The organism is Aquirufa sp. Wall-65K1, from assembly GCF_054558475.1.
Map to the genome: position 1 here is coordinate 51,367 of NZ_JBPXKD010000008.1, position 15,100 is coordinate 66,466.

Genomic DNA, 15,100 nt, shown 5'->3' on the forward strand with positions numbered 1-15,100 from the left:
GAATAAAATTCGTATCCAATTTCGGATATCATTTGTATCGAAATTACAAAAGGTATTCAGAATACCCAAATATCTATCAATTTTATGCAAGACCGCGCCATTGTTCACATGGATTTGGACAGTTTCTTTGTCTCTGTCGAAAGACTACGCGACAGTAGCTTAGTGGGTAAGCCTGTGATTGTCGGGGGCTTATCTGACCGTGGTGTGGTGGCGGCTTGCAGTTATGAAACACGGGCTTTTGGCGTTCGTTCTGCCATGCCCATGCGTATGGCTACGCGGCTTTGTCCAGATGCGATTGTATTGCGTGGTGATTTGGAAGCTTATACTCAGTATTCGGAAGCGGTGACATCCTTGATTATGGAGCGGGCTCCTTTGGTAGAGAAAGCTTCCATTGATGAGTTTTATTTGGACATGACTGGTATGGAGCGCTTTTTTGGATCTTATCGTTTTGCTACTGATTTACGGGAACGTATTCAAAAACAAACAGGCTTGCAGATTTCCTTTGGTTTGTCTGTCAATAAAACGGTCTCTAAAGTAGCTACTAACCATGTGAAACCTGCGGGTCAGTACCAGGTCTTGGCTGGGGAAGAAAAGGCTTTTTTGGCCCCCATGCCTGTGAGTAAAATTCCCATGATTGGGTCGGTAACGGCTCAAACGCTACGGAATATGGGCATTGTTCACGTAGGAACATTGAGTCAAATGCCTTTGAAAGTCTTAGAGCGTAGTTTTGGCAAGTCGGGCGTTATGCTCTGGGAACGAGCTAATGGCATCGATCTACGGCCGGTGGTGCCATACTCTGAGCAGAAGTCTTTGTCGAAGGAAATGACTTTCGACCAAGATAGTACCGATGTGGTTTTGTTGAATCGTATACTTGTTTCCTTGACAGAGCAGCTGGCCTATGATTTACGGACTTTGGGGCAGTGTACTTCCTGCGTAACAGTGAAGTTGCGTTATTCCAATTTTGATACACATACGCGACAAATCACCTTACCTGCTACCGCCAGTGACCACCGCTTGATTCCCGCAGTAGTGGAATTGTTTGAGAAGCTCTATGATCGCCGTTTGCTGATACGTTTGATAGGGGTTCGTTTCTCGAAGTTATTGCAAGGGCAGGAGCAGTTGAATCTATTTGATGATGGCGCTCGTTTGGCACCTCTTTACCATGCCATGGATGGCCTAAAGAATCGCTTTGGCGAGTTTTCTATTATACGAGCGAGTGGTTTGATGGGTCGCCATGAACGCCGTAATATTTTGCCTAAATCAGATCAGTAATGTACCTCAACTGCCATTCATATTATAGTTTGCGTTATGGAACGCTATCTCCAGAGGCTTTGGTGGAGGCGGCTGCGGCATTGGGTATCAAGGCTTTGGCATTAACTGACATACATCGAGTATCAGGTATTTATGATTTTTTTCAGGCTTGTCGGCTAGCCCATATCAAGCCTGTCGTGGGGATGGAGTTTCGGCAGGGAGATGCTTGTTATTACATCTGTTTAGCTAAAAATGCTACAGGATTGGCTCAAATCAATGCTTTTGCGAGTCAATATCTATTATCAGCTAAGCCTTGGCCAATCAGGCCCCCTAGTTCACCGGATGTCTGGACCATCTTTCCTTTGGCACGTCGAGAACAATTGAAAAGCTTAGGTCCGCAGGAGCGTTGGGGAGTGAGAGCGAGCGACCGAAATAAGTTGTGGAAGGAGCAGGATTTCTCTTCGCTGGTTTGGTGTCATCCTTTTACTTTTTTGGATAAGCGAGCTTATTCGATGCACCGCTTATTGCGGGCTATCGATCATAATGTGCTATTGAGTAAGCTGCTGCAGGAGGCACAAGCAGCTGAAGATGAGCGTTTGTATAGTCCAGAAGCTTTAGCCGATTTTTGTGCTGATTATCCTAGTTTGTTAGAAGAGGCGGCTAAGATTTTGGATAGTTGTGAATTTCACTTTGAATTTAAGCTAACGAAAAACCGAAAGCTATTCAGCGCTAGTGTTGAGGATGATCAAGCATTATTGGCAAAACTAGCCTACGAGGGAATGCTTTACCGTTATCCGCATCGTTCTAAAGAGGCCAAAGAGCGGATCAAAAAAGAGCTTCAAGTGATTCATGACCTTGCTTTTGAGTCCTATTTTCTGATTACTTGGGACATCATTCGTTATGCTCGTTCTAGGGGCTATTTTCACGTGGGTAGAGGAAGTGGAGCTAACTCCATTGTGGCTTATTGCTTGGGTATTACGGATGTGGACCCTATTGAGCTGGATTTGTATTTTGAACGTTTTATTAATCCTCATCGTACCAGTCCGCCTGATTTTGATATTGATTTTTCTTGGGATGAACGAGATGAAATCATTGATTATATTTTCAAACGCTATGGTGCGCAATACGTCTGTCTATTAGCCACTTATGTTACTTTTCGGGATCGTTCTATTTACCGGGAATTGGCGAAGGTTTTTGGTTTACCCAAAGCGGAGATTGATGCCTGGATAGCCCCAACGGCAGAATTGAGGCAGTCGAATTCCCAGATTCATCAATGGATTATCAAGTATGGTAATTTGTTGATTGATTTCCCCAATTACCTGAGTATACATGCTGGGGGAATATTGATTTCGGATAAACCTTTGTCGGAATATACTGCCCTAGAGCCTATGCCCAAGGGTTTTCCTATCTGCCAATTTGATATGTATGTTGCCGAGGAAATTGGTTTTGCCAAGTTTGATATTTTGTCGCAAAGAGGTTTAGGGCATATCAAAGAGGCGGTGGAGATTATTCGTCAAAATCGAGGGATTGACATTGATATACATCGAGTGTCTGATTTTAAGCAAGATGAGCGCATCAAAATGCAGTTGGAGTGCCACGAAACGATGGGCTGTTTTTATGTTGAATCTCCTGCGATGCAACAGTTAATCAAGAAGTTACATTGTTCGGATTACTTAACCTTGGTGGCGGCCAGCTCCATCATTCGGCCAGGAGTGGCAAGTTCAGGCATGATGAAGGCCTATATTGAAAGACACCATGCTCCTCATTCCTATCAGCCCGTTCATCCTTTGATGGGGGAATTGATGCAGGAGACGTATGGAGTGATGGTGTATCAAGAAGATGTGATTAAGGTGGCACATTATTTTGCAGGTTTGAGCTTGGCGGAGGCCGATGTCTTACGTCGGGGGATGTCAGGTAAATACCGTTCTAGGGGGGAGTTTGAACGTATTAGGGAGCAGTTTTTTCTTAATTGTGCCCAAAAGGGCTATGAGGAGGCGGTGGCCAAGGAGGTTTGGCGACAAATGGAGAGTTTTAGTGGTTATTCTTTTAGTAAGGCGCATTCGGCCAGTTTTGCGGTGGAGAGCTATCAAAGCTTGTATTTGAAGGCCTATTTTCCTTTGGAGTTCATGGTGGCGGTGATTAATAATTTTGGAGGTTTTTATCGAACGGAGTTTTACGTACATGAGGCTCGTAGGGCAGGAGGATTGGTGGAGGCACCCGAAATCAATGAAAGTAATTATTTGACTCGTTTGGACGGCCGGGTTGTGTATTTGGGTTGGGTACATGTCAAAGGTTTGGAGAAAGGATTGATTCGAGAGCTATTGGAGGCTAGAACCCAGGGCCCTTTTCTATCTTGGGAAGATTTTGCTCGAAGGGTGAGTATAGGTTTGGAGCAAGCCATTATTCTGATTCGAGTGGGGGCTTTTAGACGCTTGGGAACAGGGAAAAAGAATTTGATGTGGGAGGCTTATGCTCGTTTCCAAGGGAAAGTATCCGAGGTAGTAGCTATGGAAATGTTTGAGGATAGCACGGAGATAGGGGTTTTACCTACGCTGGTGCATGAGCCTTTGGAAGATGCTTTTGATGAGTGGGAAATACTCGGTTTTCCCCTTTGTTCTCCTTTTGATTTATTGGACGAATGGCCTGTGACGAGTTTAGATGCCCGCTTATCAGCAGACCGAGGCGATATTTTAGGTTATTTAGTGACCTTAAAGCCTACTTGGACGAAGAAGGGTGAGCGGATGTATTTTGGCTATTTTTTGGATGCACAAGGTGCCTTTTTTGATACGGTACATTTCCCCTCAGATTTAAAGAAATATACCTTCAAGGGTGGAGGCGTTTATTGGATGCAAGGACAAGTCATGGAAGAATTTGGTCATCGCTCTTTACGGGTTTTGCAGATGAAAAAATTAGGCTGGAAAGCCGACCCGAGGTTTTAGGAATGTAGAATGGAGAATGTAGAATGTAGAATGTAGAATGTAGAATGTAGAATTTCACATAGATATTTAAGTGATGAAATAGTTAAAAGTAAATATTAACCCAAAATTCCCCATTCTACATTCTACATTCTTCATTTTATTTCAATTTATACGCAACCACCGATTTTTTGAAAAACGTAGGAACATAAACGATGCGCTGATCTGGGTTATAGCCAATATCAGCTGAATTGTATTTTTTATCGCGCGTGTCCAGCATGGTAGTTAATTGACCAGATTTATCCAGGTAATAAATGATACCAGGCCAGCAAGTAACCACAAAATCACCATTTCCTACAGGCTCTATGCCATCTCCACCTACTTCAGTAGTGGCCACAGATACGAGTTTCTTATCGGCACCAGCTTTGAAAATAACGTTGGCAGTAAGCATATACAATGCGTCACCCACCGCTTTTAGCCCATTAACTCCCTTAAGGTCACTTAAATAAAGCGCTGCCTTACCATTTTCTATGCGGTGAACTTTTCCCAATTTAGAGTCAGAAACATAGACAATACCTTGCTGGTCTACCGTAATATCATTTAAGCCAGTAGCTCCTTCAACAGGAATTTTAGTCATTATTTTACCGGAATTCGTATTAATTACGACCACTTCTGATACATCAGCTACGTATAATTGCTGCTTCCAAATCCCCATACCTTTGGGCGCATTTAAACCTGTGACCCATGTTGCATTCAAAATTTTGCCATTTTTATCGAGTTTGGCAATTTCACCCTTACCATCTACATCCCATGGTTGTCCATCAATTAATGCTGCATAAAGACTACCTTGATGGTATAAAACAGACTCAGGAACGGCGAGGGTAGTATCACTCTCCCATACTTTTTCTAGTGTATGTTGGGCTTTTGCAGTCCAAGAAAGTACTAAAAACAGAGCAAATAGTAAGTTTTTCATTGTTAACAAGATAAATGGATTAGAATAATATGTTTTCAAATGTTTAATTTACAAATTTTTGATTGTCTTGCTAATCATGGGCCATACCTAGCCTTAGATAGTTTCACCAAAAGTCAATAAATTATAATCAGGATCAAGTAATGAAAATTCTTTTTGTCCCCAAGGTTTAACATGAAGATGCCCATTGGGATGGATTTTTACTTGATTATTTACCAGGCTTTGGTATAGTTCATCTATTTGCCGGGCTCTGATATAAACCTGTCCATAATTTTCCTCGGGAATTAAATCCTTAAATTCAAAAAAATGGATTTGAATTTGATCTTTTTGTAACATCAAATATCCTTCAAAGTCTGCTTGGCCAACTTCCTGAAATCCTAGTTGGTTTACATAATAATCCCTAGTAAGGGCTTTATTTCGCATAGGTAATTTGGGATGTATTTCGGAGAGCATGTGTCTTTATTTTTTCAAAAGATAGTTTTTATTATTGGAATAATAGGTTCATTTCTGGATAAATCGCTTGAAAGAAACGAGGGATATTTATCCAAATAGCAGCGTTTGTTCTCCAATATTTTTCACGCGCTGAGCCTGCATTTTAGAACTATCTAATGGTTTGAAAAAGGATTTGATTTCTTCACTCGACAAATCTGCTAGCCAATTTCTTTCTTGTTCTGCCTCAAGGATTAAAGGCATTCGCTTTTTGGTATTGTGAATTTCCTCCATCAATTCATTGGCGGGGGTGGTAATGATGGAAAAGGAGGGTTGAAGGGATCTTGTTTGTGGATTATGCCAAATGGCATAAACTCCAGCCAAAGCAAAGGACTCATTTTCTTTCAAATGTATGTGGTATTCAATCTTATCTTTACCAAGGTGTTGCCATTCATAAAAGCCATCTATTAGAATTAAACAGCGTTGTTTTAAGATGGAAGGCTCAAAAGAAGGCTTTTCAAATATACTTTCTGATTTGGCATTTAGGGTGTTTTTAGGCAAATCTCGGGCTTGCTCTGTGTTGGCCCATGCTGGAATTAGGCCCCAAGGAATTAATTGTATGAGTTCCGGTTTTCCTTGGGTGATAATAGGTAGCGCCGCTCGGGTGAAACCAGAAATTTTCCCTTGTGGTGCTTGGGATTCATCATATTTTGCCTGCGCTTTGAACCTTGCTTCTAAGGCTTTTTTAGAACTAGTCTGGTCGGTATAATAACACATGCAGGTAAATGATCAAAAATAAGCGGTAAATTTCGCTCTCAAATTACTACCTTTTTTTGATTTTTGGGGAGGTGATTTTTAATGGCTAATATTTCTCCTTTTGCGTATCGTGCAAATCATTTATTGATTAGCATTCATGATGGAACTGTCAGCATTTTGCCTTAGACTTTGAAACAATCGAGTTATTTTCTCGTTATTTGTAAAAAAAGCATTTATGAAATCATTCTTTATTTCTTGCATCGTTTTTTTATGTTTTCAAGCTTGTGGTCAAAGACCCAAGGATGCTGCTCAAGCAAATATACCTATGAAAGATTTACCTAAGTCAGAGGCCGAATGGAAGGCCAAGTTAACACCCGATGAATATTATATATTACGTCAAAAAGGTACAGAAAGACCTTTTACGGGGAAATTTTTAATGCACAATGAAAAAGGCATTTACACATGCCGTGGTTGTGGGGCTCATTTATTTTCCTCCAATTCCAAATTTGATGCTCACTGCGGATGGCCTAGTTTTGATAAAGAAATCAAAGCAGGCGTGATTAAAGAGACGGTTGACAATTCCTTAGGCATGCGCCGTATCGAAATTACCTGTGGAAAATGCGGTGGACATTTAGGCCACGTATTTGATGATGGTCCTACAGATACGGGTTTACGCTATTGCGTTAATTCAGTTTCCTTGAGCTTTGAACCAAGTAAATAGTCTTTGAAATTCCTGGTCAGTCAAGCTAGTTCGCAAAAACCGACCAGGATTTTTTATAATTTATCCAATTCAGAACGTCCAATTAATCCAACGTTTTTCCAGGTTAATTTTCCATCTTGATATAGCTCCAAATAGGGAATTGCTTCGATATTTTTAGCTTTTGCCAATTCAGGATTAGCATCTACATCGATTTTAATAAGTTCGACTTCGCCTTTTTGATCCTTAACATAAGCTTCTAATATGGGGCTTAATTGTTTGCATGGGCCGCACCAAGTGGCATTGTAATCAATAATTACCTTTTTCTTGCCTTTAATTTGGGTTTCGAACGCAGCTAAACTCATCCCTTCTTGCCTGCTAGCTCTACCAGATTCTGTCGATAAAGGCAAACTAGCAGCATTCCATGCCAAGATACCTCTACCTAAATTATATACCTGCTTGAAGCCCATCGAAATCAATTGTTGGGCTGCTTGAGATGAACGACCTCCCGACAAACAGTAGACATACACGGCTTTGTTTTTATCTAATGTAGCAACTGTTTGTTGGAATAGTTCTGAACTAATATCTGCTGAAATAGCACCAGCAATGTGTCCACCATCAAATTCTTCTGGGGTTCTTACATCCAAAACTTGATTGGAAGCACCAGTTTGGATGGCTTGCTGGAATTCGGTAGCACTTACATCTTGTAATCCTTCGCCTGCAGGCTGGGAGCAAGAAAAAAGTGTAAGTGAGAAAAGGAGGGAGAAGAGGAGGGATTTCATAATAATGTAGAATGAAGAATTAAGAATGTAGAATGGAATGAAGAATGAAGAATGTAGAATGTAGAATGTAGAATGGAATGAAGAATGAAGAATGTAGAATTAAGAATGAAGAAAAGCTAGTAGTTTGTTTAAGTCAAGTGACCTGAAAATAAGCAATAATTCTACATTCTACATTCTTCACTCTAAATTGATTTAACTATACTGTTGAATGATCCCCACCAAGGTATGGGCAGGAATAACACCCGATTGTCGCCAAACTGATTTACCATTTTTGAATAGAATCATGGTAGGAACAGAGCGAATCTGGAATTTTTCCGCAGTTTTTCGGTTTTTGTCCACATCTACCTTGATGATTTTTGCGGAATCGCCAATTTTGGCTTTTACTTGCTCCAAAATAGGCTTTAATTGTTTACATGGTCCACACCATTCTGCTGAGAAGTCGACCAGCACTGGCTGTTCTGATTTTAGTAATTCTGAAAAATTGCTCATAATAATGGCTTTTATATAGACTAAACTATCTTAATGACATCCAAGTTCCACCATTGTGAACTTCTTGGAACCCATGAGATTTCAATAAGCGTTTGGCGGCACCACTACGCATACCAGAGGCGCAACAAGTGATGATAACATCTTCTTTTTTTAATTTATTTAAATTGCTGGCCAAGGTTTGTAAAGGTAGATTGATAGAACCTTTCACATGCCCTTGCTTGTATTCGGCTGCAGTTCGAACATCCACAATTTTTGCCCCAGATTTAATGAGTGCTGCCACATCTACTTTAGAGCCTAAGCCAAATAAATTTTTTAGAAATTCGATCATGATTTTGATTGTTTATGTCACAAAGCTATGCGGTATTTTGCTTGTTTGGCGTGACAATTGTCTCTTTGTTTTTTCTTAAACTAAACTCTTGTTGGCAACAATATCAATGACAAAAGCCTTGCCTTGGTGCAATGGACCTTCGTTTAATACCCTTGCATTTTCTTGGCAAAATTCTATGTTTAATCCAGCAAAATCTTCTTTCAACTCATCTAGGTGAAATAACATGTTTACATCCTTGGGTCCGCCAGAATCCAGGCCCAATTGATTTTTAGAAAACCCTTCTAGGATAATTTTCCCACCTGGTTTTAGCCATTTGATACATTGTTGATGGAATTTTCTACGCTCTTCAGGCGGTAAATGAAAGTAAACCAAGGCGATTGCATTAAATGACTCTAATGGATATCTAACATTGTTTGCATCAATGCATTCATAATGTAGGTTAACAGACTTTTCACTCGCCAACCTAATGGCTTTTCCTTGGGCGGTATCACTGCTATCAAAGGCATATACTTCCCATCCTAATTGTGCCGCAAAAACTGCGTCACGGCCTTCACCTGCTGCAGGAACAAGTAGGCGGCCTATGGGTAATTGGGATAATTGATCTTTTAAAAAATCATTGGGTTCAATTCCATATTGGTATTCTTTTGAGTTATACCGAGAATTCCATATTGTTTTCATGTGTAGATTGCTTACTTTCGAAAAAAATTAGAAAATGAAAAAAATCCTTGTTACTTCTGTTTTTGCGTTACTATTCACTTTTCATTCTTTAGCGCAGTCGCCTGCTCACAAAATTGTGATTCAGGTGAACACCTCGGACACCACTGCTTGGCATGGTGTGGTTCGTAATATTGGTAATCTTCAAACCGCCTTGGGTCCAAATACTTCCATTGAAGTGGTTGCTCATGGTTCAGGTATTGGTTTATTAATAGATTCAAAAACTACTCAAAAGGCTAAAATTGCAGAATTAGCGGCTAAAGGAGTTTCATTTGTGGCTTGTGAGAATACCATTCGCATGAATAAAATTGATAAAGCAACTATACTTCCTCAATCAGGTTTTGTGCCTTCTGGCGTGGCTGAAGTGGTTTTAAAGCAAGAAGCAGGTTGGTCCTACTTGAAACCATAATCAACTTCCTATTTCTTATCAGCTGGAAGCAATCAAGGTTTCCAGCTGCTTTACATTCTTCCAGGTAATATCTCATTCCAGTATAACCAAGGTAAAATTTTCGTTTTTAATTGGTACATCGACCACCTTTCTTTGGATTGATCAAAAGGAAAGGTCTCCGTTGGGACATTATTGTAATCAAATTCGGCCAAGACTAATTTTCCGTATCCCGTGATAATCGGGCAGGAAGAGTAGCCATTGTAAAATGCCATCAAATCCTCTCCTTTAATCAGCGAAAGTAAATTAGCCACCACTACTGGTGCCTGTTTACGTATAGCGGCACCTGTTCTGGAAACTGGGATTCCTGCTACGTCTCCGCAAGAGAAAACATTCGGGAATCGTAGGTGTTGAAGGCTATGTTTGTTGACCTCTACCCATCCAGCCGCATTTGCCAAGCTGCTTTTTCGAATAAAATCTGGGGCAGATTGTGGTGGAGTCACATGAATCATGTCATATGCTACCCAATATTCTTGATCTTTATTACTATCTCCAATTCCTACAAACTTAGCTTTTTTGGCTAATCCATCAATCTCTACCAACTTGACAAAGAAATGGGTTTGGATACCGTAACGTTGAATGACTTTTTTAAGTGTTTTCTCATATTTTTCAACTCCAAAAACACGTGTTCCTCCACTCCAAAATGATACTTGAGCAGCTTTATGATGTTTTTTGAAATAGTCTGAAGACATATACATCACTTTTTGCGGTGCTCCTCCACATTTTACGGGAGTGGGAGGATTGGTAAATACCGCCTTGCCATTTTTGGGTAAAGATTGGACACATTCCCAGGTATAGGGAGCTGTTTCAAAACTATAATTCGAACAAACCCCATTTTTTCCTAGGCTTTCTTCTAATCCCTTTATTTCAGACCAATTAAGTTGAATACCTGGGCAAACGATGAGGTAGTCATAATAAATGGATTGCCCATTGTTTAAGTCTAGTTTATTTTTTTCTGCTTGAACTTCGCTAACCATGGCTTTTATCCAAGTAACTTTCTTAGGCATCACGGAGGCTTCATCTCGTACAGTTTTTTGAATGTCAAATACTCCACCACCTACTAAAGTCCATGCTGGCTGATAATAATGTTTCTCTGCTGCATCAATCAAGGCAATATCTAAGTTGGAATCCTGGCGCAATAATTGACTGGCCACGGAAATACCCGCATTACCGCCACCAATGATGATGATTTGATGATGAATTCTCATGTGGATTTTGTTTTAATTATATGTAATATTAGGATATTCAAGCTTAGTGAATCGTGATATTTGTCACTATGATAGGTAAATAGACTTGCTATTTTTGATGTATTATAAACTTATCACAATGAAATCACCAGAATCACCTATAAATTCCTTCGATACCCTCATTCGGTTCCTATATGGCCTAGTTGTTGTACTATTTGCCTTAATGATTTATTTGATTTTGGACCCCGATGAGGTAAAAGAGAAAAATCTGTCAGGAGCGGATTCCACGGCCAGATTTGTGCCTGTTGATACCAATTTTACCCATGTTTGGACGGCACCTTCCGACTGGCGTATGATGTATTTATCGGCATCTCAAAAGGAATTGGTACTTTATGGTCGAGAGTTGATAGCGCATACTTCAGATTATTTGGGTCCCAAAGGTTCGGTTAGAGCTATGTCAAATGGCATGAATTGCCAAAATTGTCATTTGAAGGCCGGCACTCAGCCTTGGGGGAATAATTATTTTGCTGTAGAATCTACCTATCCCAAGTTTAGAGCGCGTTCGGGTACCGTTGAGAATCAAATTAAACGGGTTAATGATTGTTTTGAACGGAGTTTAAATGGGGCTAAATTGGACTCCACCAGTAAAGAAATGCAATCGATATTGGCTTATATAGCTTGGTTAGGTCAGGATGTTGAAAAAGGGAAAATCCCTAGGGGAGCTGGAATATTTAAGTTGAAGTCAATGAAACGCGCCGCGGATCCTGAGAAGGGGAAAATGGTGTATGATAGTAAGTGTCAATCTTGTCATCAGGCAAATGGGGAAGGAGTTTTAGCAGATGGAGGAAAATCGTATACTTATCCTCCAGTTTGGGGAGTGCACAGTTATAATCAAGGAGCGGGCTTGTTTCGCATTTCCAATTTGGCAGGATATGTTAAGTACAACATGCCTTTGGGAACTACCTATGAAAAAGTGCAATTGACGGATGAGGAAGCTTGGGATGTGGCGGCCTTCATTAATTCAATGCCAAGGCCTGGAAAGGATTTATCTACAGATTGGCCAGATATTTCAGCTAAGCCTTTTGATCATCCATTTGGTCCTTATGTAGACCCTTTCCCAGAATCTCAACATAAATTTGGTCCCTATAAGCCCATCAAGGATTGGATTAAAAAACATAAAAAATCGAAAAGCTAAACCAATGAACTCTAGAAGAAAATTTTTACAAGGTGGGCTACTAAGTAGTGTCGCCGCATTGTCTCCACTAGCTCCTTTGGAAGCTAAATTGACTTCCCCAAAATCCAATCCTGCAAAGCCGGGTTCCGGTAAAATTACAATTTTACAAACCACCGATGTGCATTGTCAATTACACGCACATGATGAGTTATTTTGGGAGAATGAAGAGCTCGTTTTTCGAAAAGCGGGTGGATATGCGCACATGGCCTCGGCCTTGGATAAGATAAAACAAGGTAATCCTGAAAATACCATTACGTTAGATACCGGAGATATGTTTCAGGGATCCATGTTATCGGTGAAAACAACGGGCCAGGCATTTGTGCCCTTGTTGAATGCTATGAATTATGATTTGTATCTACCCGGAAACTGGGAAGTTGTTTATTATAAGAAAAATATGCAAAAACTATTGGGTGGCCTTTTAGCTCCTAAAATTTGTGCAAATATGTATCATGATTTAGGTGATGGTAAGAAAGGAGAATTGATTTTTCAACCTTATCAAATCATGCATCGTTTGGGGATTAAAATTGGTTTCTTAGGTTATACGGATCCCTTAGTTCCTCTTCGTCAATCACCTTTGTACAGTAAAGGTATTTTATATACCAAACCTGAAGAAAATTTAAAAGAATATGTGACGCTATTACGCGAACAAGAGCAATGCGATTTTGTTATTATCTTATCTCATTTAGGTCTTTCCCAACAAATTGCATTAGGGAATAATCCTCATTGTGAAGGGGTCGATTATATTTTTGGCGCGGATACACATGAGCGGGTACGTAAGCCGATTCAGGCAGAATATACAAAGATTGTGGAACCTGGCGCTTTCGGATCTTTCATAGGGAAGTTAGATATTCATGTTAAAAACGGAAAAGTGACTGGTTCCTCTTACGAATTAGTAGAAGTAGATCCCATTAAATATCCAGCAAAAAAGGAGATTTTAACCTTAGTAAATGAGTTGGAGGGCCAATGGAAGACTGAAATTAATAAAGTAATAGGTTATAGTACTTTACCCTTATATCGAAATTTTGTGGTTGAAAATACGATCGATACCTTGATTGTAGATGCCTTAAAATGGAAGGTAAATGCAGATGTTGTATTGTCTAATGGTTTTCGATTTTGTCCACCGCTTGTTCCGGGAAAAGATGGTACAGTAGCCATTACAGAAGGTTATTTGTATGATATGTTACCTGTGGATTCCACGATTAGAACAGCGAAAGCAACAGGCCAACAAATCTTAAATTGGTTAGAAAAGGAGTTACAAAATGTGTTTGCACAGGATGCTTCCTTACGATTTGGAGGGTGGTTAATTCGATTTAAAGGTATGCAAGTGGAATTCAAAGCATTTGAGCGAGTAGGACATCGCGTTCAAAAAGTCATCATTGGTGGTGCTCCTTTGGAGTTAGAAAAATTATATGTTTTGTGTGCATGTGAACGTGAAGGTGATCCTGAGGATATGCTTTGTCGTATGAAAGGTGTAAAGGAAGCCAAAAATACTGCTTATACGTTGCACAGTATGATGAAAGAGTATCTGGCTAAATTCTCTCCAGTGACTCCTACCTTACGGCATGATGCTAAAATCCTTGATGGGCCACAATCATTATTAAGTCAGGTAACAGGCGTGGATTACACATTTAGGTAGAAGCATAAATACACTAAAGCATTAGCCTTAGGTAACTTCTTTAATTACTTTCGACATTTAAATTTAATTAAAATAAAAAGAGGGATTTCGATGAAAGTCGGAATCCCTCTTTTTTATTAGACCAAGTATATCATTAGTGAGGTAATTGATCCCTAAACTTACCGTATACCCAAGTACCAGCAATGGCACTTAAAATAACCACTGAAATGGATAATACTCCGGTGCCTAATTGAGCAAATAGGGGGCCAGGACAAGCACCTGTGATAGCCCAACCAAATCCGAACATCAAGCCTCCGTAGATTTGTCCTTTGTTAAACTTTTTATCCGTGAAAGTAATATCCTCTCCGTGAATGGTTTTCACATTGAATTTCTTGATTAAAAATACAGAAATAGCCCCTACCACTACGGCGGTTCCAATCACGCCATACATGTGGAAGCTTTGCAAACGAAACATCTCTTGAATTCTGAACCAAGAAATAATCTCGGCCTTTACGAAAACAATACCAAAAACTAAGCCTACGGCCAAATACTTAAAATTATACCACCAAGGGTGCTTTAATTCAGATTCATTGATGCACATGGCATCTAATGATCTTACTTCAAAATCGACTGGGTTGCTATGAACTACTTTTTTATTTTCCATGGTGATTAAAGGCTAAGAATGTAAGGTAAAATGAAATTGGCCATGATGAATCCACCTACCATGAAGCAGATTGTCGCCACTAGGGATGGCCATTGAAGATTACTTAATCCCATGATGGCATGTCCTGAAGTACATCCTCCTGCATATCGAGTGCCAAAACCGACTAAAAATCCGCCGCCGATCATCATAATTAATCCTTTGGCTGTGAATAAATTTTCAAAGGAAAATAACTGCACTGGTACTAATCCAGAAAAGTCGGTTATACCATAAGTAGCTAATTCATTGGCCAAATCAGGGTGAATAATGATTGGCTCATTTGAGCCTAATAAAGTAGCAGACAAATAGCCACCTATCAAAATTCCACCTACAAAGTATAAATTCCAAGTTTCTTTTTTCCATTCGTATTTGAAAAAGGAAATATTACTCGGAAAACAAGCGGCACAAATATGCCTCAAATTAGAAGATATGCCAAAATGCTTATTGCCTAGAAGCAATAGAGCCGGTACGATTAAGCCGATTAAGGCCCCCGCCACGTACCATGGCCAGGGTTGAGAAATGGTTTGTATCATGGTTTTATTATGGTAAGCTTTTTTTTAGTTATGAGTGTTTAGTTATTAGTTATTA

General features: G+C 39.9%; 16 protein-coding genes. 6 read left to right on the forward strand and 10 right to left on the reverse strand.

The genetic code is table 11. From position 1 onward, the window contains the following. The first annotated feature begins 84 nt into the window (after nt 1-84). Together dinB and ACST15_RS11570 are read left to right on the forward strand one after the other, a co-directional pair. Nucleotides 85-1,272, forward strand: a complete 1,188-nt coding sequence (dinB, locus tag ACST15_RS11565; RefSeq protein ID WP_459454815.1) for a DNA polymerase IV — start codon at nt 85-87, stop codon at nt 1,270-1,272. Further along, a complete protein-coding gene (locus ACST15_RS11570) occupies nt 1,272-4,190 on the forward strand; it encodes a DNA polymerase III subunit alpha (protein WP_459454816.1) in 2,919 nt (972 codons plus the stop codon). Before dinB ends, ACST15_RS11570 begins: the two co-directional genes overlap by 1 nt. Nucleotides 4,191-4,326: 136 nt before the next feature. Here the strand turns inward: ACST15_RS11570 and ACST15_RS11575 are convergent, their stop codons facing one another. The 3 genes from ACST15_RS11575 to ACST15_RS11585 all read right to left on the reverse strand — a co-directional run bounded on the left by ACST15_RS11575 (nt 4,327) and on the right by ACST15_RS11585 (nt 6,342). Then, nucleotides 4,327-5,139, reverse strand: a complete 813-nt coding sequence (locus ACST15_RS11575; RefSeq protein ID WP_459454817.1) for an SMP-30/gluconolactonase/LRE family protein — start codon at nt 5,137-5,139, stop codon at nt 4,327-4,329. 93 nt (nt 5,140-5,232) lie between these two features. Next, a complete protein-coding gene (locus ACST15_RS11580) occupies nt 5,233-5,589 on the reverse strand; it encodes a bleomycin resistance protein (RefSeq protein ID WP_459454818.1) in 357 nt (118 codons plus the stop codon). Nucleotides 5,590-5,676: 87 nt separating this feature from the next. After that, complete coding sequence (locus ACST15_RS11585; RefSeq protein ID WP_459454819.1) at nt 5,677-6,342, reverse strand: SOS response-associated peptidase; 666 nt, start codon at nt 6,340-6,342, stop codon at nt 5,677-5,679. A 214-nt stretch (nt 6,343-6,556) separates the two neighbouring features. Between ACST15_RS11585 and msrB the strand changes: the two genes are divergently transcribed. Continuing rightward, entirely contained in the window at nt 6,557-7,042 is a 486-nt protein-coding gene (gene msrB / locus ACST15_RS11590; protein ID WP_459454820.1) for a peptide-methionine (R)-S-oxide reductase MsrB, read from the forward strand. 53 nt (nt 7,043-7,095) lie between these two features. Here msrB and ACST15_RS11595 read toward each other — a convergent pair whose 3' ends face one another. The 4 genes from ACST15_RS11595 to ACST15_RS11610 form a co-directional block, all read right to left on the reverse strand. Next, entirely contained in the window at nt 7,096-7,800 is a 705-nt protein-coding gene (locus ACST15_RS11595) for a thioredoxin domain-containing protein (RefSeq protein WP_459454821.1), read from the reverse strand. Nucleotides 7,801-7,992: 192 nt separating this feature from the next. Continuing rightward, a complete protein-coding gene (trxA, locus tag ACST15_RS11600) occupies nt 7,993-8,289 on the reverse strand; it encodes a thioredoxin (RefSeq protein ID WP_459454822.1) in 297 nt (98 codons plus the stop codon). Nucleotides 8,290-8,314: 25 nt separating this feature from the next. Next, nucleotides 8,315-8,617, reverse strand: coding sequence for a rhodanese-like domain-containing protein (locus tag ACST15_RS11605; protein ID WP_459454823.1), 303 nt, complete (start codon nt 8,615-8,617; stop codon nt 8,315-8,317). Nucleotides 8,618-8,692: 75 nt separating this feature from the next. Then, on the reverse strand, nt 8,693-9,295 hold the full coding sequence (locus ACST15_RS11610) for a class I SAM-dependent methyltransferase (RefSeq protein WP_459454824.1): 603 nt from the start codon (nt 9,293-9,295) through the stop codon (nt 8,693-8,695). A gap of 34 nt (nt 9,296-9,329) precedes the next feature. Between ACST15_RS11610 and ACST15_RS11615 the strand changes: the two genes are divergently transcribed. Further along, nucleotides 9,330-9,740, forward strand: coding sequence for a DsrE family protein (locus ACST15_RS11615; RefSeq protein ID WP_459454825.1), 411 nt, complete (start codon nt 9,330-9,332; stop codon nt 9,738-9,740). Between the two features lie 50 nt (nt 9,741-9,790). On the opposite strand, the gene ACST15_RS11620 is transcribed toward ACST15_RS11615, so the two are convergent. Then, the gene (locus ACST15_RS11620; protein ID WP_459454826.1) at nt 9,791-10,984 is read right to left on the reverse strand and encodes an NAD(P)/FAD-dependent oxidoreductase; all 1,194 of its coding nucleotides are present in this window, start codon (nt 10,982-10,984) and stop codon (nt 9,791-9,793) included. Between the two features lie 118 nt (nt 10,985-11,102). Here ACST15_RS11620 and ACST15_RS11625 point away from each other — a divergent pair, with 118 nt between their 5' ends. Beyond that, nucleotides 11,103-12,158 (forward strand): c-type cytochrome, encoded by a 1,056-nt coding sequence (locus ACST15_RS11625; RefSeq protein ID WP_459454827.1) that lies wholly within the window; start codon nt 11,103-11,105, stop codon nt 12,156-12,158. Between the two features lie 4 nt (nt 12,159-12,162). Then, the gene (locus ACST15_RS11630; protein ID WP_459454828.1) at nt 12,163-13,833 is read left to right on the forward strand and encodes a bifunctional metallophosphatase/5'-nucleotidase; all 1,671 of its coding nucleotides are present in this window, start codon (nt 12,163-12,165) and stop codon (nt 13,831-13,833) included. A gap of 133 nt (nt 13,834-13,966) precedes the next feature. Here the strand turns inward: ACST15_RS11630 and ACST15_RS11635 are convergent, their stop codons facing one another. Together ACST15_RS11635 and ACST15_RS11640 are read right to left on the reverse strand one after the other, a co-directional pair. Beyond that, nucleotides 13,967-14,413, reverse strand: coding sequence for a DUF6691 family protein (locus ACST15_RS11635; RefSeq protein WP_459454891.1), 447 nt, complete (start codon nt 14,411-14,413; stop codon nt 13,967-13,969). 68 nt (nt 14,414-14,481) lie between these two features. After that, the gene (locus tag ACST15_RS11640; protein ID WP_459454829.1) at nt 14,482-15,045 is read right to left on the reverse strand and encodes a YeeE/YedE family protein; all 564 of its coding nucleotides are present in this window, start codon (nt 15,043-15,045) and stop codon (nt 14,482-14,484) included. Nucleotides 15,046-15,100: the final 55 nt, after the last annotated feature.

Excerpts from the sequence above, each read along its gene's own strand:
- dinB (WP_459454815.1), top strand. The coding sequence starts at position 85 with ATGCAAGACCGCGCCATTGTTCACATGGATTTGGACAGTTTCTTTGTC.
- ACST15_RS11570 (WP_459454816.1), top strand. The coding sequence starts at position 1,272 with ATGTACCTCAACTGCCATTCATATTATAGTTTGCGTTATGGAACGCTA.
- ACST15_RS11575 (WP_459454817.1), bottom strand. The coding sequence starts at position 5,139 with ATGAAAAACTTACTATTTGCTCTGTTTTTAGTACTTTCTTGGACTGCA.
- ACST15_RS11580 (WP_459454818.1), bottom strand. The coding sequence starts at position 5,589 with ATGCTCTCCGAAATACATCCCAAATTACCTATGCGAAATAAAGCCCTT.
- ACST15_RS11585 (WP_459454819.1), bottom strand. The coding sequence starts at position 6,342 with ATGTGTTATTATACCGACCAGACTAGTTCTAAAAAAGCCTTAGAAGCA.
- msrB (WP_459454820.1), top strand. The coding sequence starts at position 6,557 with ATGAAATCATTCTTTATTTCTTGCATCGTTTTTTTATGTTTTCAAGCT.
- ACST15_RS11595 (WP_459454821.1), bottom strand. The coding sequence starts at position 7,800 with ATGAAATCCCTCCTCTTCTCCCTCCTTTTCTCACTTACACTTTTTTCT.
- trxA (WP_459454822.1), bottom strand. The coding sequence starts at position 8,289 with ATGAGCAATTTTTCAGAATTACTAAAATCAGAACAGCCAGTGCTGGTC.
- ACST15_RS11605 (WP_459454823.1), bottom strand. The coding sequence starts at position 8,617 with ATGATCGAATTTCTAAAAAATTTATTTGGCTTAGGCTCTAAAGTAGAT.
- ACST15_RS11610 (WP_459454824.1), bottom strand. The coding sequence starts at position 9,295 with ATGAAAACAATATGGAATTCTCGGTATAACTCAAAAGAATACCAATAT.
- ACST15_RS11615 (WP_459454825.1), top strand. The coding sequence starts at position 9,330 with ATGAAAAAAATCCTTGTTACTTCTGTTTTTGCGTTACTATTCACTTTT.
- ACST15_RS11620 (WP_459454826.1), bottom strand. The coding sequence starts at position 10,984 with ATGAGAATTCATCATCAAATCATCATCATTGGTGGCGGTAATGCGGGT.
- ACST15_RS11625 (WP_459454827.1), top strand. The coding sequence starts at position 11,103 with ATGAAATCACCAGAATCACCTATAAATTCCTTCGATACCCTCATTCGG.
- ACST15_RS11630 (WP_459454828.1), top strand. The coding sequence starts at position 12,163 with ATGAACTCTAGAAGAAAATTTTTACAAGGTGGGCTACTAAGTAGTGTC.
- ACST15_RS11635 (WP_459454891.1), bottom strand. The coding sequence starts at position 14,413 with ATGTGCATCAATGAATCTGAATTAAAGCACCCTTGGTGGTATAATTTT.
- ACST15_RS11640 (WP_459454829.1), bottom strand. The coding sequence starts at position 15,045 with ATGATACAAACCATTTCTCAACCCTGGCCATGGTACGTGGCGGGGGCC.